This window comes from Pseudoalteromonas sp. SG44-8, from assembly GCF_014164125.1.
Classification (GTDB): domain Bacteria; phylum Pseudomonadota; class Gammaproteobacteria; order Enterobacterales; family Alteromonadaceae; genus Pseudoalteromonas; species Pseudoalteromonas rhizosphaerae.
In genome coordinates this window covers 40,318-57,090 of record NZ_JACJEQ010000001.1, presented here as the reverse complement: position 1 = coordinate 57,090, position 16,773 = coordinate 40,318, and the positions used below count along the sequence as shown (strand labels likewise).

The 16,773-nt window shown below is 38.2% G+C and carries 21 protein-coding genes; 17 read left to right on the top strand and 4 right to left on the bottom strand.

The annotated features are described in order from the left end of the window. The first annotated feature begins 361 nt into the window (after positions 1-361). The 11 genes from H5163_RS21170 (at position 362) to H5163_RS00220 (ending at position 6,975) form a co-directional block, all read left to right on the top strand. Positions 362-1,084 (top strand): HNH endonuclease, encoded by a 723-nt coding sequence (locus H5163_RS21170; RefSeq protein WP_310736635.1) that lies wholly within the window; start codon positions 362-364, stop codon positions 1,082-1,084. 2 nt (positions 1,085-1,086) lie between these two features. Next, positions 1,087-1,560, top strand: a complete 474-nt coding sequence (locus tag H5163_RS00265) for an SMI1/KNR4 family protein (protein WP_182733890.1) — start codon at positions 1,087-1,089, stop codon at positions 1,558-1,560. Between the two features lie 105 nt (positions 1,561-1,665). Continuing rightward, on the top strand, positions 1,666-1,998 hold the full coding sequence (locus tag H5163_RS00260) for an immunity protein YezG family protein (protein ID WP_182730839.1): 333 nt from the start codon (positions 1,666-1,668) through the stop codon (positions 1,996-1,998). 33 nt (positions 1,999-2,031) lie between these two features. Then, on the top strand, positions 2,032-2,367 hold the full coding sequence (locus tag H5163_RS00255) for a DUF600 domain-containing protein (RefSeq protein WP_145242514.1): 336 nt from the start codon (positions 2,032-2,034) through the stop codon (positions 2,365-2,367). Positions 2,368-2,407: 40 nt separating this feature from the next. Then, positions 2,408-3,256 carry a hypothetical protein gene (locus H5163_RS00250; protein WP_182733888.1) on the top strand — a complete coding sequence of 283 codons (849 nt, stop codon included), beginning with the start codon at positions 2,408-2,410 and terminating at the stop codon, positions 3,254-3,256. Positions 3,257-3,378: 122 nt separating this feature from the next. Then, entirely contained in the window at positions 3,379-3,846 is a 468-nt protein-coding gene (locus tag H5163_RS00245) for a YrhA family protein (RefSeq protein ID WP_182733886.1), read from the top strand. 24 nt (positions 3,847-3,870) lie between these two features. Beyond that, a complete protein-coding gene (locus H5163_RS00240) occupies positions 3,871-4,203 on the top strand; it encodes a DUF600 domain-containing protein (RefSeq protein ID WP_182733884.1) in 333 nt (110 codons plus the stop codon). A 61-nt stretch (positions 4,204-4,264) separates the two neighbouring features. Next, on the top strand, positions 4,265-4,507 hold the full coding sequence (locus tag H5163_RS00235) for a hypothetical protein (RefSeq protein WP_145242522.1): 243 nt from the start codon (positions 4,265-4,267) through the stop codon (positions 4,505-4,507). A gap of 263 nt (positions 4,508-4,770) precedes the next feature. Then, on the top strand, positions 4,771-5,115 hold the full coding sequence (locus H5163_RS00230; protein WP_145242524.1) for a PEGA domain-containing protein: 345 nt from the start codon (positions 4,771-4,773) through the stop codon (positions 5,113-5,115). A 155-nt stretch (positions 5,116-5,270) separates the two neighbouring features. Then, positions 5,271-5,900: a hypothetical protein gene (locus H5163_RS00225; protein ID WP_259397348.1), complete on the top strand. Its 630-nt coding sequence runs from the start codon at positions 5,271-5,273 to the stop codon at positions 5,898-5,900. Beyond that, entirely contained in the window at positions 5,890-6,975 is a 1,086-nt protein-coding gene (locus H5163_RS00220; RefSeq protein ID WP_182733882.1) for a rhomboid family intramembrane serine protease, read from the top strand. Before H5163_RS00225 ends, H5163_RS00220 begins: the two co-directional genes overlap by 11 nt. A 50-nt stretch (positions 6,976-7,025) precedes the next feature. Here H5163_RS00220 and H5163_RS00215 read toward each other — a convergent pair whose 3' ends face one another. Together H5163_RS00215 and H5163_RS00210 are read right to left on the bottom strand one after the other, a co-directional pair. Continuing rightward, positions 7,026-8,222, bottom strand: coding sequence for an iron-containing alcohol dehydrogenase (locus tag H5163_RS00215; protein ID WP_182733880.1), 1,197 nt, complete (start codon positions 8,220-8,222; stop codon positions 7,026-7,028). Between the two features lie 46 nt (positions 8,223-8,268). Next, a complete protein-coding gene (locus H5163_RS00210; protein ID WP_145242014.1) occupies positions 8,269-8,628 on the bottom strand; it encodes a DUF1294 domain-containing protein in 360 nt (119 codons plus the stop codon). Positions 8,629-8,680: 52 nt separating this feature from the next. On the opposite strand from H5163_RS00210, the gene H5163_RS00205 reads away from it, so the two are divergent. Beyond that, positions 8,681-9,208 carry a hypothetical protein gene (locus H5163_RS00205; RefSeq protein ID WP_145242016.1) on the top strand — a complete coding sequence of 176 codons (528 nt, stop codon included), beginning with the start codon at positions 8,681-8,683 and terminating at the stop codon, positions 9,206-9,208. A 267-nt stretch (positions 9,209-9,475) separates the two neighbouring features. On the opposite strand, the gene H5163_RS00200 is transcribed toward H5163_RS00205, so the two are convergent. Together H5163_RS00200 and H5163_RS00195 are read right to left on the bottom strand one after the other, a co-directional pair. Further along, complete coding sequence (locus H5163_RS00200; protein ID WP_182732119.1) at positions 9,476-11,596, bottom strand: methyl-accepting chemotaxis protein; 2,121 nt, start codon at positions 11,594-11,596, stop codon at positions 9,476-9,478. Between the two features lie 440 nt (positions 11,597-12,036). Next, positions 12,037-12,465, bottom strand: a complete 429-nt coding sequence (locus tag H5163_RS00195; RefSeq protein ID WP_145242020.1) for an organic hydroperoxide resistance protein — start codon at positions 12,463-12,465, stop codon at positions 12,037-12,039. A gap of 125 nt (positions 12,466-12,590) precedes the next feature. On the opposite strand from H5163_RS00195, the gene H5163_RS00190 reads away from it, so the two are divergent. The 5 genes from H5163_RS00190 (at position 12,591) to H5163_RS00170 (ending at position 16,677) form a co-directional block, all read left to right on the top strand. Continuing rightward, entirely contained in the window at positions 12,591-13,022 is a 432-nt protein-coding gene (locus H5163_RS00190) for a MarR family winged helix-turn-helix transcriptional regulator (protein ID WP_145242022.1), read from the top strand. Positions 13,023-13,126: 104 nt separating this feature from the next. Continuing rightward, positions 13,127-14,137 (top strand): zinc-binding alcohol dehydrogenase family protein, encoded by a 1,011-nt coding sequence (locus H5163_RS00185; RefSeq protein ID WP_182733878.1) that lies wholly within the window; start codon positions 13,127-13,129, stop codon positions 14,135-14,137. A gap of 361 nt (positions 14,138-14,498) precedes the next feature. Next, complete coding sequence (locus H5163_RS00180; protein ID WP_182719062.1) at positions 14,499-14,729, top strand: helix-turn-helix domain-containing protein; 231 nt, start codon at positions 14,499-14,501, stop codon at positions 14,727-14,729. Positions 14,730-14,793: 64 nt separating this feature from the next. Continuing rightward, a complete protein-coding gene (astB, locus tag H5163_RS00175) occupies positions 14,794-16,140 on the top strand; it encodes an N-succinylarginine dihydrolase (RefSeq protein ID WP_145242028.1) in 1,347 nt (448 codons plus the stop codon). 3 nt (positions 16,141-16,143) lie between these two features. Then, on the top strand, positions 16,144-16,677 hold the full coding sequence (locus H5163_RS00170; protein ID WP_182733876.1) for a GNAT family N-acetyltransferase: 534 nt from the start codon (positions 16,144-16,146) through the stop codon (positions 16,675-16,677). The last annotated feature ends 96 nt before the right edge of the window (positions 16,678-16,773 follow it).

Sequence of the window (16,773 nt, the reverse complement as noted above, 5' to 3'; positions counted from 1 at the left end):
GTGCCCTGCCTTTCATTTTTGCACAAGTAAATTCGAGTCTACGCATTCGTAGCAGCGGGTTTACCCCGCGACATAATTCCCCCGCAGCCCACAACGAATTATTATTTGATGATAAAGCCAATGACAGCAACGAATCGATGGAAGCCGCTATTGCAGTCTTCCGGCCCTTTACCCAACGAAAGTAGGCAAAGGTGACCCTGTTCTGTATTTACGTAAAATAAACTGGCAAGACTTAGGCAAACAAGCCGCCAGTGAAGTCAAAGCAGTTATTAAAAGCTTTAGAGATACTCTTAATGACATTTCAACAAGCTGGAAATACGACCTCCTACTGCCAGACTCGGCCATTGACGGCATGCAAGCTATGGTCAAACAGCTTGATGAAGTCACCCCGCAAATAGACCAAGGCGTAAGAAACGCCGCAAATGAAATTGGCAATCGCGTAAATAAAGCCCTCGATGAATTTGAGCCACCGGCAAGCACGGGTGTAGTGGGCAAACCGAAGAAAACCGTTGCCAATGAGCTTGAGCCGCCGAAAGGGAATGATTTGAAGGGGACTAAAACGGTTAACAGAAACACCGCTATTGACCCTAATAGTTTGGATAAAATAAATGATCTTGCCAGAAAACCTAAATTAACTCCAGATGGGAAAGTTATCCCTATTGGTGGACAACCCTCTGATGCAATTACAATTAGAAATAAGAATAACCTGGATGAAAATGGGTACTTACATCGAAAAGGCAAGAAATTACAGTATGATTCGAATGGTTTCCCCATATTTGACAGTAAATTTGATACCCACATACCTGATCGTCATATAACTTCGGGTAAAGCTACTGAACATTTTAAAGCAGCAAATAAAAATCTTGCTATGCAATTAGAAAGAAACCCAAGTTTAGCCAAGACGCTAGGATTAAGTAATGAACAAGTAGTACATATTATGAAAAAACCACCATCGAAAGATCCAGCAAAGGGTTTAACATGGCATCATCATCAAGATACTGGCAGAATGCAGCTTATTGATAGAACAACACATGACACTTTTAGGCATACTGGTGGTATGTCTATTTGGGGAGGAGGGTATTAATTATGTTAAAATGTGAACCGTATTTGTGGGAAGAAAATAAGCCAACTTACAATCCCGATTACTTAAAGGAACTTGAATGCGAACTTCAGATTAAATTCCCGTCAGAGTTTTTAAACTTCATAGAATTACACTTTGGAGATAAGCCATTTTATTCATCTTTTAAAGTAGGGAAAGGGCAAAGCTCAATCGCACACTTCCTTCATTGCCAAGAGTTAATAGATGATAATTTTGACATTTATAGCATCTCCGAACAAAAAGAAGAAATAGATGAATTTTTATCGAATAAAATAGTGCCTATCGCTATAACTTTTGATTCAAATTTAATCGCTTTTGATTTTCGTCATAAACTGACTGAGCCCGAAGTTATATTTATTATCTCTTCACAACTCGAAGATGGTGATAAAGCAATAAGAAATATTAGCGTAAATTTCCATGCGTTTTTAGCTATCCTAGAAGAAAATGACGACGAATTATGACCTAACAAAGCTAAAGCTAAAGCTAGCTAATGATGCTTTCTTGGATTCAATAATTAAAACAACTCCATCAAAGTAATTTTTTATTGCTATAGGGGGTTAATTATAATGAATAATGTTGATAATATTTACGAGAATATTGCAGAATATCTAGTACAGCAAATCACTGCTGATTGGAAAGAGTGCAAGGTTGAGGTTGAGTTTTTTGGTGATGCTGCTGAGTTTGATGCAACATATACAAATTTTGAGGATAAAAGCTTTGATTTAGAATCAGGGTATTACTTATTTAAAGAGTTCCAAAGTCTCTCTACGATAATGTCAGATAACCCAGAAATTAAATGGAATAAGGCTACCTTTACACTTGAGCCATCAGGCGACTTCAATATTGATTTTGAATGGGATCAAGAGCTGGCTGATGAAATTGAAAGTTATGATCACTAATAGATTCAATTTATCTATGGCTAAGGACAGCACATGCAACCAGACATAAAAAACATCTCGCATCACCTAGGTCAGTACCTTTATCAGCAAATAAATGAGCCGTGGCTTGAAGCACAACTTATTTTAAATTGTGAAGATGAAAACGTACTTGAATGCAAAGCCCATTATCAAACTGCTGCTGATACAAGCGAACAGCCGATTACCGTGACAGACGAGATAGTCGATTTATTCAACACCCTATTTGTGAATGCCACTAAACACCAACCAGAAAACTGGACGCGCGCCATTTTCACGATTAATCGCCAAGGCCAATTTAATCTCAATTTTGAGCGTGAGAATACCGTTCATGACATCATCGTTACTTCGTAAATGCACTAGAAAGCCAATTTAAAATTTAAGGATGAATGAAATGAAAAAGCTCAATGTGGGTTCTACATTACTAAACAAAATATTTAAGTCAAAAAAATCTACCCTTGTATCTAAAATCCTCGAGTTGGGTAAAACGATAGAAGACCCTGAACGTATGTTTAGCTTCTCTGGAATGCGAGAGGATTTAAGTGAATTATTAGCTAGTTCGCAAACAAATGAAGAAAAGCTATACGCAAATTACTACTTATCAATGATTTACTCTAAGAGTTATGATTATGAATCTGAAATTATTAGTCACTCAACGATAGCTTTGGAATTAAATGCAACTTTAAAAAAGTTAAATCAAGAGCAAGTATTTTCTTTAAATCACCGTTTATACGAAGCATATAGTGAATTCAATGAACATCAAAATGCACTTGAATACTTACAAGCAGCAATCGCTAATGCTAACCACCGTACTCAAAACGAAGTGTCTAATTTAATTGCGTTAAAAGCGGCTTGCTTCCATGAGGTTGGGCGATATAAAGAAGCGTTGCAGCTTAATAAAGAAATTTTGAGTAATCCTGATTTAGAAGAAATAAAACATCTCATTTTAAATAATTTAGCAAACAATAGTTACGAACTTGGTTTGATGGAAGATGCTGAGCATTACCTAAAAGAAATGTCAAAAACAGACTGTGGTTACCCTGAAGATACTTTTATAAATAAGTTTAACAGCATATTCCAGCTAGCCGTGCTTAAATTTGAATTAGGCGAAATTGAAAAATCAACCAATCTATTTCAGCAACGACTGAAGCTTGCCATTGATTATGGTGACTGTGACTATATTGAAGAAGCCGAAATAGACATTCAGCAATTATATGAAAAACAGCTATCTCAGCAAAATTAAACTTGATTTGAAAAGGCTTTAGTAGCGCTAGCTTAGCATGCAAAAATGTTATGGGTTAAAGCCCTTTTATTAGATCTCTTTGACCTTTTTAAGTTTCTATGTAGGGGCAGACCAAAGTTACTATGAGTGATATAAAAAAGTTAATTAATTACCTGATAGAGAAAAACTCAGAAGAGCAAACTCACTTTGGCGAAGGTTTTTTTCTAACGCCTATCAGTTTGGATGAGGTAAAAGCTTTTAGTGCGTATTTCACCAAAGCCTTCAAGTTTCAACCTCCAAGTGAATTTTTAGATCTATTAAAAATATCAAATGGCTTTTCTGTAAATGGATTAAATCTCTATAGTGCTAAAGAACAAAATGAACCATATTACTTAGCTGGAATTATTGAAGCCAATCAAGAATTTCATACGGAAGAATCTTTACGTAATTTCGTCGCTTTTTGTGATGAAAGCAGCTCCAGGGTGGTTTATAACTTAAAGGTGAATCAATTTCAGATTGTAGACTCTTTCACGTGGGAAGAGCTAGAAAGTTTCCCGACTTTAACTTTGGCGATAAGCTCTTTACTTAAAACAGCAAATATTTTTGAATAAATCAAACAACGCTAAGGACAGCACATGCAACCAAATATTAAAAACATCCCGCATCACCTAGGTCAGTACCTTTATCAGCAAATAAATGAGCCGTGGCTTGAAGCACAACTTATTTTAAACTGCGAAGATGAAAACGTACTTGAATGTGAAGCTCACTTTCAAACAGCAGATGACTCAAGTGAGCACCCAATCGCTGTTTCTGACGCAATCATCGAGACATTCAAAACCCTATTTGAAAATGCCACTAAACACCAACCAGAAAACTGGACGCGCGCCATTTTCACGATTAATCGCCAAGGTCAATTCAATCTCAACTTTGAGCGTGATAATAATGATGATGACGTTATCACTGCATAAAATACACACTAATTTAAACGCGTAAATTACGCTAATACAAAAAACACTAAGGACACAAAACATGGATGTTAAGAAAAACACCCGCAGCAAGCTAAGCCTAACCGCCTTACTTTTTTCAAATAGATTTATCAAAAGCCCTATTATTCGTATCGCGATCATCTTCGCCATTATTATCGCGTGTTTACTAATGATCAAAGTGGCCATAATGGCCTTTTACATCACTGTATTTATGCTAGTCGCTTTTTTAATATTGGGTACGTGGCAACGATTTACTAAGCTTAAAAAGAGCAAAACCCTAAACTAATATTTATTATAGTCATAATGAAACTGTTTCTTTTATTGCTATAAACATAATAAAATAAGAAAAACTGGTATTTTTTGCAACTATGATTTGAACCTCATCCTTATACATACTAAAATGCCATTTGATTTATAGTTAAAGTAAATATAAAAGTCATGGAAGACTCTAGTAAATACATAATCCTTCCTATTGTTATTCCATGATTTTTCGTTGCTAAAAGTGATATAAACAAAGATGTTTATAATGAACAATTTAATGGAGTAATTATGAAAAAATTAAGTGCGCTGGTTGCTATAGTGATGCTATCAGGTTGTTCAAGTAACCCTAAAGTTGAACAACAGACGGCTTCTGCTGAGCAATCTGTTGTCACCACAGAAGAAGTAAACAGTGCAATCTCACTGACCGTTATTACTTCTCCTGATGATGCCCGTATTCGCATAATGAATATAAAGCCGAAATACCAAGCAGGTATTGAACTCGATGAAGGTAAATACGACATCGAAATTACTAAAGACGGTTACTTAACCTATAGAAAGTGGGTTACTGTTGATAAGAAAACGATCCTGACTATCGAGTTAGATCAAATTGAAGCAAGCCAATCTGCATTATGACACCACTGATGGCAAGTTTATTCTTGCCATCACCAATTTGTGTTGCCTGTGTTAAAAATTAAGTATAGTTTCCATAAAAAGTGATTGTCGTATTAAAAAAATCCCCGTATCCTGTTGCGCTTATTAAATGGACAGTAAAAATAAGGATATGAATTTTGGAGTCATCACAAAACCACTCTGACCAAGCAAATACACCTCCTCGAATACCTAACGTACTGAAAAAAGTTGATAATAAAGAGCTAAAAAGTACTAGCTTTTGGTTGAACCAAGTGTTTTTAGTACTTTCAACTATTTTTGGTGTTTACTTAGCTGCGCAAAGCGGTTTAGAGCAAGCACTAAAATTTGATTCATATAGTAAAATGGAGGATAACTATTATTTGCGTACTTCATTATATGATGAAGTAAATGATAATTTAGAGAATATAAAACGCTATTCGTTACTTTTAGCCAAAAGCCCACACACAAGTGAACTTGAATATAATAAACCCACGCTTGAAAAGTATATTTGGCAAACTATGCAGTACTCACCAACAACTCTTGAAACGCCGAGTATATTTCTAACACAAATTCGTCGTTTTTATAGTCGTGCTGAGTTTGTCATTGATGCGGCGTTAAAGCGTAAAATGTCTGCGCGCCAAGCGTCAATTGAACTAAATCAAATTGCCGATATTATTGAGCAACAAACATTACCTCAACTAAAAGCTAGTGCATTAAATTTACAACAAGAATTACAACAAAACGATATTATTATCGGCTCATTGAAGGAGGCTGATAATGCCAACTAAACGCTGCCCTCACTGCAAAGATCACCCTTTGGATGTTACTCATTATCAAGGTGAAGAGATAGATATCTGTCGCGAATGCGGTGGCTTATGGTTTGAAAAAAACGAAGTTAACCGGATGATTGCCGAAATCAACGAAGGTCCTATTGGTGAAAAATACGAGACTCATTTTGGTGAGTCATTAGGTATTTCTAAGCTAGACTGTCCCGATTGCAGTAAGAACCTTGAGCGCTTTCATTTACTCGAAGATTTTCATACCGAAATTGATGTTTGCCGTCATTGTGATGGCAGTTGGATTGAAAAAGGTCAATTAGAAAGCGTTGAAAACAGCCCCGAGCTCAAAGCAAGCCTAGACAAGCTAAACCAAAAAGTTAGTTGGAAAACTTATCTGTTTCAATTTTTAACGCAAATGCCCGTTGAATATAACCTAAAACCAAAACAAACGCCGTGGGTTACTCGCGGTTTAATTGCACTCAATGCCATTGTTTTTGCCTTGTATTTTTTCAATGCAGACGCATTCAGTGCCACCCTCGAATTATTTGCAATGAATCCAAGTAAGATCTCTCAAGGCGAACATTTATGGAGCGTGATTACCTGTGTTTTTTTACACGGCTCAGTAATGCACCTTATTGGTAATATGTACTTTTTATACATTATTGGTGATAACCTCGAAGACGTATTAGGTCATAAAAAGTTTTTAATATGGTATATGGTATGCGGTTTGGCAGCGTCTTTTGCTAGCTTTATCGTTGATCCCAGCTCGATTATTCCAAGTGTCGGGGCTAGCGGCGCAATTGCAGGGCTATTTGGTATGTACTTAATGTGGTTTAGGCACGCCAGCCTAACTTTTATGTTTATCATTTATCAAAAGAAATTATCTGCAGTGTGGTTTTTTGTAATTTGGTTAGGGATCAATATTTATGGCATGATTGCAGCACCTGATGGTATCGATTATGGCGCTCATATAGGTGGCTTTATCGCAGGGTTATTGATCGGCTTTGCTCTTAAAGCAAAAATCACTGCACAAAATCCTATAATTGAATTATTAAATCAACCTGAAGCACAGTTAAAACGCTAATTTAACGCTTAAACCTTCCCTATCTGTGCTGATGGGAAGGTTTTCATTTATTACGTATCACTCACTACTTTATGAATAATGGCTTGGCATTGAGCTACGTTCATAAATTTTGGTACTGGATAGTCCCAGTTAGCCTCTACAATTGCAGCATCAGCAAGCTTAGGTATATCAGCTACTTTTAGCTCTTTTAAATGACGAGGGATAGCTAGATCAATAAGTAACTGCTCTAAGGTGTTTAATAGTATTGCTGCTTTTTCTGCTGGTTTTTGGTGTGATTGTGTTAATTGGCAATGATCAGCAATAGCCGCCAGCTTTTTATCTATACTGGAACCATAAAATTTCAGCACATGCATCAATACCACACTATTTGCTAAACCGTGAGCTGTGCCGTATTGCGCGCCAAATTGATGCGCTATAGCATGCACATAACCTACAGATGTTCGGGTAAACGCTTGTCCTGCATAAAATGAAGCGAGTAACATATTTTCCCGCGCAACTAAGTCATTACCATTTTTATACGCTGTTAATAAATTTTGTAAAATAAGTTCGATTGCCCGCAATGACTTGTCATCACTAAAAGCAAGGCCATTAGTGCCTATGTATGCCTCAAGTGCATGCGTGAGTGCATCGATACCTGTAGCTGCGGTAATAAAATCAGGCACCGTTTGTGTTAGCTCAGCAATTAAAACTGCATCACTTGGTACAAGAGCAAAGTCAGTGGCGGCATATTTTGTTTGCATTTGCGGATCGTTTACCACCGCAGCAACGGTCGTTTCTGAGCCAGTACCTGCAGTTGTTGGAATAGCACATAATGGGGGAAGTTTTTTCAGTACTTTAAACAAGCCTTTTAACTGCTTAACTGATTTATTAGGTCTTACTGCACGTGCGCCAATTAATTTGGCACAGTCAAGTACTGAGCCGCCACCAACGGCGATAATACTATGACATGTGTATTGCTGATAAAGTGCTAAACCGCTTTCAACATTGCTAATCGTTGGATTAGCATCAACGTCACTAAACAGCTGCCAAGAGATTGCCTGCTCATCCAGCGAAGCTAAAATGGGAGCAACAACGCCTAAATTTTTTAACGTATTGTCAGTTACAACTAACACAGGTTTATTAGGATTAAGTAATGCAAGCCATTGCTTAAACCCGCTATAACCTTGATACAAACGCGGATCAGGAATACCAATAAAAATAACAATACATTTTAAAATAAAATGATAGCAGCGATATAAAAAATACATAAAATCAGACTTTTGTTATTTTTAGGTTACCTGATAGTGCATCAATTTAAAGCAATTGCCAATAATAGGCAGCCCCTAATACAGAAGTATTTATAATGATAGTGAGCCAAAGTACCGCAATAAATGCACGTTTTTGTGATTTATGTCTTAACCATTGCTGAGCGATCAGTGCTCCCGGCCAACCACAAATTAATGCTAAAATATGTAAACTACGTTCCGGCACTCTAATAGGCTGATCTGTTGACTCTATCGCCAAACGCTTATCCCATTTATAAACTAAAAACGTAATACTGCTCATAGTACAGTAAACACTGGCGACCAAATATGGCCAATAATCAAGCAGCCCACCAATCACTAATACAACTAGAAAACTAACAGAAAAAAGCAATAATGTTTTTTTAATCAACGGACTCTCGCCTATACTACAATTTGAAAAACTAATAATGATAGGCACGATTATGTCATACCTAAAAACACTTTTACTATCTTTTTGCTTTATCTACGCTGGTGCTATTAGTGCACAAACGATTGACTTAGCACCAGAGCTTGAAGTATTTAAACCTTACCTCGGCACATGGCAAGCTGATTTCAATGTTGCCGATAATAAGCCAAAGATTCAGGATGTAAGTCGCTGGGAGCGAGCCCTCAATGGGAAAGCAATTCGTACCCTTCACTCAATTAATGAAGGTGAATATGGCGGCGAATCAATGATATTTTGGGATAGTAAAAAGCAGTCATTAGTTTTTTATTATTTCACTACAGCAGGCTTTTATACTCAAGGGACATTGAAAGTATTGAGCCCTACGCAGTTTGTAGCATACGAAACCGTAACAGGTTCAAAAGAAGGCATTACAAAAGTAAAATCAACCAGTGATTTTAAAGATGAGCAGTTTGTTGTCTCTACCTCTTATTTAAAAAAGGGTGAATGGACAAAACCTGAAAAACGTATTTACACTCGCAGTAACAAACAGGTTATTTTTAAATAGAAACGGCATAAAAATAGTCGAGTAAATCGATTTGCTGGACTGATGATTTACGTATAAAAGCCATACCTAATTTGAAAGAGGTAGCGCGTTGAAATATTTTGCCGCTCTTTGGTTTGTATTATTTTGACAGCTGAATTAGGGGTGGACCTAGTTTAGAGTTGATAATGTAACTCAAACTAACCACGCCGAAGTGGCGTGGCTAGTTTGTGAGCGACAGGTTAAGTTATACCGGTTTTATACAGAACCAAGTTAATCACATTGGAGGTATTATGTTTTCAATTTATTCAATTCATCGTCTTGTTGTGCAACAAGCTGATTGAGCATTTGACTACCATCGCCAGCTTGAGTTGATAAATCAGCAAGTTGTGATGCAGCATCGGAGATCAACGTTAAATTACGATTAATTTCTTCAGTTACAGAACTTTGCTCCTCTGCAGCCGTCGCTATTTGGGTGATCTGATTAGTTATCTCTTCCACTTTAATTACCACACTGTGTAAAGCATCAAAAGCAACGGTAGTTTCATCAACTGCAGTTTGTGCTCGCACAACTCCTTTTTCAATCACTGTTGAGGCATTACCCACTTCAAGCTGTAAGTTGTCAATTAAGCCACTAATGTCATCTGTTGACGCACGAGTTTTAGATGCCAGAGCACGCACTTCATCGGCTACGACAGCAAAGCCTCGCCCCTGTTCACCAGCGCGAGCTGCCTCAATCGCAGCATTAAGTGCGAGTAAATTAGTTTGCTCTGAAATAGTGCGGATCACATCTAAAATTTGTGTAATATCGTTACTACGCGCCGCCACTTTGGCTACGGCTTGATTGGCTTGCTTTATTTCTTCAGACATAGTTTTCACTTGTGATACCGCAGACGATAAACTCGCTTCGCTACTGACCACTAATGAATTAATTTCATCCGCTTGCTGCGCTGATTGCTCTGAAGCACGGGCAACTTCAAGTGCAGTGGCACTCATTTCATTCATTGCCGTTACGACACTTTCAATTTCTTGAAACTGAGCTTGCACATTTTGCTTAGTATCAACGGCTACATGTGCGGCAATTTGTGCCTGCTCCTTAGTTTGCCCTGATACATCTTTTAATTGCGCAATTAAATCACGTAACTTTTCCAAAAACGCATTAAACCCAACAGCGAGCGCAATTAACTCTGCATGAGTGTCAACCGTTAACGTTTGTGTTAAATCCCCTTCACTACTGGCTAAATTATCAACCCGTAACTGAATTTGTTGCAGCGGCGCCACGATGCTTTTGACAACTAAAGTCATAATAATAAATGCAGCGCCAGCAATCACTAACCCAGATATTAAAATTAACCCACCAAGAGTGTTGGCATTATCTTGCATACTTGCACTGAGCTGCTGTGGTCCTTGTAGTGCAAGCTCTGCAGGTACTTCTACTAGCAAAGTCCACTGACGACCAGCAAGTTTAATATCTATTGGGTAATTGACTAAATATTCATTTTCGCTCTTTTGTACTCCAGAGCTTTCTTTCAAACTAGTATAATTTTTTAACACCGAGGCAGAGACTGCTTCTTTTAGCGGACGACCAAGTTTGTCTTTGTTATGACTGCTACCCACAATTAAATCCATCGAACTTAATAAGGTAACTCGCGCCTGACCATTATATAATTCTTTTGATAACTGCTCGGTCATAGTTTGAAAAACTGGCAGTGTAATATCAACGCCACTGAGGCCAATAAACTTACCGTCGCGCAGTATTGGCACAGTCAAAGATGTCATCATTTCCGAATTGCCGGGGGAGATTTCGTACAAGTAGGGTTCCATAATGCACGGTTTTTTAGTGTCTTTAGCACATAAGTACCACTCAGCCTCACGTTGACCAAATTCGTTTAAAGTCGTAACGTATTTTTCTGCTGCATCTTCAACAACTTGCTGTTCAATCACACCTTCACGGCTGCGAGTGAAGTAAATCTCTAAGGTGCCTTGGCCTGCGACTGAATGATCAAAACCACTTTTATATTGTTGATCGTTACCATCAAAACCATTAGCTTCAAATTGCGAGTAGATTGAAGAAAGTATCGAATTACCTTCTATAATAGAGCGATTAAGCTGTACCACCGAATCACGTGTTAAAGCATCTTTAGCCGATTCATTACCAAGTATCGCAGCGAGTGAAAAAGGCACTCGATATGCTTCGTTGATAAACCCTGCGATTTTTTCACCGTACACTGCAGCATTACTGGTGAGCTTTTCTTCTACCTCTGTAACTATCAATTTTTCAGCTTGTGCTGATAACACTTTATTGCTGCTTGATAATTGCCACCAAAGCACACTCGATAGCACTACAACGGTGATAAAAATACTACCTAAAGTAAGCCATAGTAACTTTTTCGCCAACGCTAATTGCCGCATTCCACTTATCCTCGAATTAAAACTACGTTTACATTCTAGTTCAATTATTCATAAGTTAATCAATTTTGTTGAAAAAAACCGTATTAATGGATATTCCTAGACCACTCAACCTAACCAGTGGTTAATAAACTTTCCCGATAACAAAGCCAATTTAGACATCGAGTTGATCATTACTGAACTATTTGTGTTAATGCTTGGCAATGACATACATGGTTTAACATACTGAAATAGTATTAATATACAATGATATAAGTGAGGATATTGATTGTCGGGTAGCGCAAACTAAGGATTACAAATTTTAGTACAGATTATCACAATTGCGCTTCTTGGTTATAAATGGCGCTCTAAAAAGCTCATGGTTATAAATAAAAGCCACAAAAAAGGCGCATTTAAAATAAAAATGCGCCTTTAAAAATATAAATTATTAAATTTACAATAAGTTAGATAACCGACAATTCAATTGCGATATTACCACGAGTAGCATTTGAATATGGGCAAACTTCGTGTGCTTTAGCCACTAACGCTTCTGCGGTGTCTTTATCTACATCACCGACAAAAACAGCTAATTTTACAGCGATACCGAAACCACCTTCGATTGGACCAATCGATACTTCTGAATCAATGCGGGTATCAGCAGGTAACTTAACTTTTGCTTGGCCTGCAACTAATTTTAATGCGCCAATAAAACACGCTGCATAACCCGCTGCAAACAACTGCTCAGGGTTAGTGCCTTGACCATCATCGCCACCTAACCCTTTTGGAGTTGAAAGTGCCACATCTAAACGGCCATCGTCTGATTTTGCAGTGCCCTCGCGGCCACCCGTTGCAGTTGCTTTAGCTGTGTAAGCGACTTGTAGTAATTCTTTCATAATGTTTTCCTTATTTAAGGTTGGGACTAAATTTATTTTGCATGCAAAATAATAAAGTAGTTTATTGAGCATTGCAAATATTTTGCATGCAAATTAAAATGCAGTGTCATCATTCGAGAGCTACTATGAAATATCCACAATTGAAATTAGATAATCAAATTTGTCATCGTCTGTATATGGCCTCCAATTCAGTGGTACGTGCCTATCGAGATGCACTAAACGAACTTGAACTGACCTATCCACAGTATGTGGTGATGATGGCGCTCTGGGAAGAAGATGAGATCAGTATTGCACAGCTGCTGGAAAAAACCGCAATAGATGGCGGCGCCATGACACAAATTTTGAAAAAAATGACCGATAAAAGCTTATTAGCCGTGGTTAAAGATGAAACAGATAAACGTAAGCGAGTCGTAAAGTTACACAAACAAGGCATACAGCTGCAACAACAAGCAGCGAATATCCCTGAGCAAATTCGTTGCCGTTTTCCATCTATTACGCAGCAAGAAGCCACACAACTAATTACTTTACTTGATAAACTCAATACTGACTTAAGTTAATTATCAAAAATTTTGAGAGAGATTCGTGTATATATACCCCACTCTTTTTCTATTATAAAACTGCGTTATAGTGGGTGCAGCAAAACAATTTAACGGAGCAACTCATGAAAGCCATTGGATACCAAACAGCAACCAAAACACTTAGCAATCATTCTTTCGAAGCCATCGAGTTACCTATTCCAACAGCATCCGGTCACTATTTATTGGTCGAAGTAAAAGCAATTTCAGTTAATCCTGTCGATGCGAAGATCCGCGCAAATGTTAGCCCTGAACAAGGTCATAAAGTCATTGGTTGGGACGCTGTTGGGATCGTAAAAGCTGTTGGTGATAAAGTAAGTTTATTTAATCTGGGCGACCGGGTTTATTACGCCGGTGATTTAACTCGCTCAGGCAGTAATGCTGAATTTCAACTAGTTGATGAACGTATTGTTGGCCGTGCGCCTACTACCTTGAACAATGCCCAAGCTGCTGCGTTACCGCTAACCAGTATTACAGCCTGGGAATTACTGTTTGATCGTTTGCAAATATCACGTTCCAACAATGCAAAACCAGCTTCATTATTAGTTATTGGTGCCGCAGGCGGTGTTGGCTCAATTTTAGTGCAGTTGGCCAAACAGCTAACCAACTTAACGGTGATAGGCACAGCATCACGCGTAGATAGCGTTAGCTGGTTAAATGCGCTAGGTGTTGATCAAGTGCTTGATCACTCACAAAGCTTAGATGCACAACGAACAGAGCATAATCTTGCTGAATTTGATTATGTAATTAGCCTCACTCATACCGATCAACATCTTGATGAAATTATGAAAGTGATCAAACCACAAGGTAAATTAGCTTTAATAGACGACCCAGCAAGTTTTGATATTTTAGCGCTCAAGCGTAAGAGTATCTCACTGCATTGGGAGTTTATGTATACTCGTTCAATGTTCCAAACTGACGATATGATAGCGCAACATCAGTTACTTACTGAATTAGCAGAGCTAGTTGATAACGGCATCATTAAAACTACCTTAGGCCAACATTTAGGGAAAATTAATATAGAAAACCTGCTCAAAGCGCACGCAATATTAGAATCTCATCAATCACGCGGTAAGCTGGTACTTGAAGGGTTTTAAACTTACTTAATATTATTGCGCGCTCATCTGAACGCGCAATAATTCCCCTTCTGCTCCAGCAAAGTGCAAAGCCATCATTATTTTTCACTACATTAGTGCTTATACTCAATCATACAACAACGAAAAAACCTTAAGCTATTGATTTGTTTTAACTAAAAATAATTATTCAGACTGGCACAGATCTTCCTTACAAAAAAGTAACTCACTAATCTGAGTTTTATCTTCATTTACCTCGTCTACAGGGAGCGAGCTATGACTAATATTTATCATATGTTGTATTTACTATGGCGCTTAGATATAAGCATTTGGCATATTCACCATGCCAATGATCCTCACACCACCGCAGAAAAGGAGCGTGAATATGTTAAGTAACTACCCGCACTTAGATGAAGCGCTTAAAAAGTTGTCGGTGCATCAATTAACAATTAGCCAAGCCTCCGAGCACTATGATTTACCCAAACGAGTGATCTATAAAGCACTGCGTCAACAACAAGCAAAAATAGCACAGCAAAAAAGCTACCTACTCGCAGCACAAAAACGTTTGCAACAAAACTTGCAGAGCGTAGAACTAGAATTAGCTAATTTTAATTAACCTACTACTGATTATTTTCTGTATAGTTTAAATACACTAAAATTAGTAAAATTGCAGGATAACTATGACAGCTGTAGAAGTTAATTTTGATGGCCTTGTAGGCCCGACTCATAACTACGCGGGATTATCATACGGTAACGTAGCATCATTAAATAATGCGGCAAGTTACTCCAATCCAAAAGAGGCGGTACTGCAAGGCTTAGCGAAAATGAAAGCTATGCATGACTTGGGACTAACTCAAGGGGTATTTGCCCCACATGCCCGCCCTGATATAAATGTATTGCGTCGTTTAGGATTTACAGGCACTGCTGAACAAGTGATCAGTAAAGCGTTTAAAGCTGATCCTGTTTTAGTTCGCGCATGTTATTCAGCATCATCAATGTGGACTGCCAATGCCGGCACTGTATCACCATCAGCCGACACACTTGATGGCAAAGTTCACTTTACTGCTGCTAATTTGAATAACAAATTTCATCGCTCCCTTGAGCCTCAAACAACAACACGATTACTTAAAGCCATGTTTAATAACGAAGGCTACTTTAGTCATCATACCCATTTGCCAGATCAAGGTTTTTTTGGTGATGAGGGCGCGGCTAACCATACTCGCTTAGGCGACGAGCATGGTGTTCAAGGTTTGGAGCTGTTTGTATATGGTGCCAGCGCATTTAACAGCGCACTGCCTAAGCCAGTTAAATTTCCTGCAAGGCAGACACTTGAAGCATCACAAGCAATATGCCGACTACATCAGCTAAAACCATCTAGCCAATTAATGATTCAACAAAACCCTGAGGTGATTGATCAAGGGGTGTTCCATAATGACGTAATCGCGGTGGGTAACGCCAATGTATTACTCTGTCACGAGCAAGCTTTCTTAAATCAGCCTATCGCCCTACAACAAATAAAAGATGCATATATTGGCGACAAAACACTGCATATTATTGAGGTGCCAACAGCCAAAGTAAGCGTGCAAGATGCTGTAACTAGCTATTTATTTAATAGCCAACTGGTTAGTTTAAACAATGGCAAAATGTTACTGGTTGCTCCACAAGAATGTAAAAACAATCAGGCAGTTAACAGTTATATTGAAGAAATGATCCTTGCAGACAATCCAATTGATCAAGTGCAATTTTTTGATTTAAAACAAAGCATGCAAAATGGTGGTGGCCCTGCTTGCTTACGTTTACGTGTAGCGCTAAATCAGCAAGAACTCGCGGCAGTCAATCCTGCCGTTATTTTAAACGATAGTAAGTACCAACAACTATGTGATTGGGCGAATAAGCACTATCGTGACAAACTTAGTAATGATGATTTTGCAGATCCAAACTTGTTACGTGAAAGCTGGCAAGCGCTGGATGAATTAACTCAACATCTGCACCTAGGCTCTGTGTATCCATTTCAATTAGAAGGATAAACCATGCAAGATACAAGCGTTGTAGATACGCAAATACATAAAATCAGTTCACTAGCGGGATATCAGCAATCGCTAAATCATTTACTGGTTGATAGCGTTAACAATGGTGCATCGATTGGTTTTATCGCGCCATTGACGCGCGCACAAGCAGATCACTACTGGTACAGTATTGAATGCGATTTATTAAATGATAGCCGCGAATTATTTGTTATCACCGAAGGATCTGAGGTAATTGGTGCAGTGCAATTATCGTTGTGTCAAAAAGCTAATGGCGCTCACCGCGGTGAGGTTGAAAAGCTAATGGTACATAGCCAATACCAAGGCCAAGGATTTGCAAAACAACTTATGCATACCCTTGAAAAAAGTGCGCTGCAGCAACAATTAAAACTACTGGTACTGGATACCCGCTTAGGCGATATTGCCTCACTTTTATATGAAAAATTAGGCTATATAGAAGCCGGTGAAATACCACAGTTTGCCCTTAGTTCATCGGGCGAATTACAAAGTACTGTGCTGTTTTATAAATTACTTAAGTGAGTTAAATTCGTCAATCGCTTACAACCTTATAATGTTATCAGCAGTCACTTCGCTTTTGTAACCTACCATAAAGGCATTTACTATAACGTTTAAATC

Coding starts and splice junctions, on each gene's coding strand:
- H5163_RS21170 (WP_310736635.1), top strand. CDS start 362: ATGGTCAAACAGCTTGATGAAGTCACCCCGCAAATAGACCAAGGCGTA.
- H5163_RS00265 (WP_182733890.1), top strand. CDS start 1,087: ATGTTAAAATGTGAACCGTATTTGTGGGAAGAAAATAAGCCAACTTAC.
- H5163_RS00260 (WP_182730839.1), top strand. CDS start 1,666: ATGAATAATGTTGATAATATTTACGAGAATATTGCAGAATATCTAGTA.
- H5163_RS00255 (WP_145242514.1), top strand. CDS start 2,032: ATGCAACCAGACATAAAAAACATCTCGCATCACCTAGGTCAGTACCTT.
- H5163_RS00250 (WP_182733888.1), top strand. CDS start 2,408: ATGAAAAAGCTCAATGTGGGTTCTACATTACTAAACAAAATATTTAAG.
- H5163_RS00245 (WP_182733886.1), top strand. CDS start 3,379: ATGAGTGATATAAAAAAGTTAATTAATTACCTGATAGAGAAAAACTCA.
- H5163_RS00240 (WP_182733884.1), top strand. CDS start 3,871: ATGCAACCAAATATTAAAAACATCCCGCATCACCTAGGTCAGTACCTT.
- H5163_RS00235 (WP_145242522.1), top strand. CDS start 4,265: ATGGATGTTAAGAAAAACACCCGCAGCAAGCTAAGCCTAACCGCCTTA.
- H5163_RS00230 (WP_145242524.1), top strand. CDS start 4,771: ATGAAAAAATTAAGTGCGCTGGTTGCTATAGTGATGCTATCAGGTTGT.
- H5163_RS00220 (WP_182733882.1), top strand. CDS start 5,890: ATGCCAACTAAACGCTGCCCTCACTGCAAAGATCACCCTTTGGATGTT.
- H5163_RS00215 (WP_182733880.1), bottom strand. CDS start 8,222: ATGTATTTTTTATATCGCTGCTATCATTTTATTTTAAAATGTATTGTT.
- H5163_RS00205 (WP_145242016.1), top strand. CDS start 8,681: ATGTCATACCTAAAAACACTTTTACTATCTTTTTGCTTTATCTACGCT.
- H5163_RS00200 (WP_182732119.1), bottom strand. CDS start 11,596: ATGCGGCAATTAGCGTTGGCGAAAAAGTTACTATGGCTTACTTTAGGT.
- H5163_RS00195 (WP_145242020.1), bottom strand. CDS start 12,465: ATGAAAGAATTACTACAAGTCGCTTACACAGCTAAAGCAACTGCAACG.
- H5163_RS00190 (WP_145242022.1), top strand. CDS start 12,591: ATGAAATATCCACAATTGAAATTAGATAATCAAATTTGTCATCGTCTG.
- H5163_RS00185 (WP_182733878.1), top strand. CDS start 13,127: ATGAAAGCCATTGGATACCAAACAGCAACCAAAACACTTAGCAATCAT.
- H5163_RS00180 (WP_182719062.1), top strand. CDS start 14,499: ATGTTAAGTAACTACCCGCACTTAGATGAAGCGCTTAAAAAGTTGTCG.
- astB (WP_145242028.1), top strand. CDS start 14,794: ATGACAGCTGTAGAAGTTAATTTTGATGGCCTTGTAGGCCCGACTCAT.
- H5163_RS00170 (WP_182733876.1), top strand. CDS start 16,144: ATGCAAGATACAAGCGTTGTAGATACGCAAATACATAAAATCAGTTCA.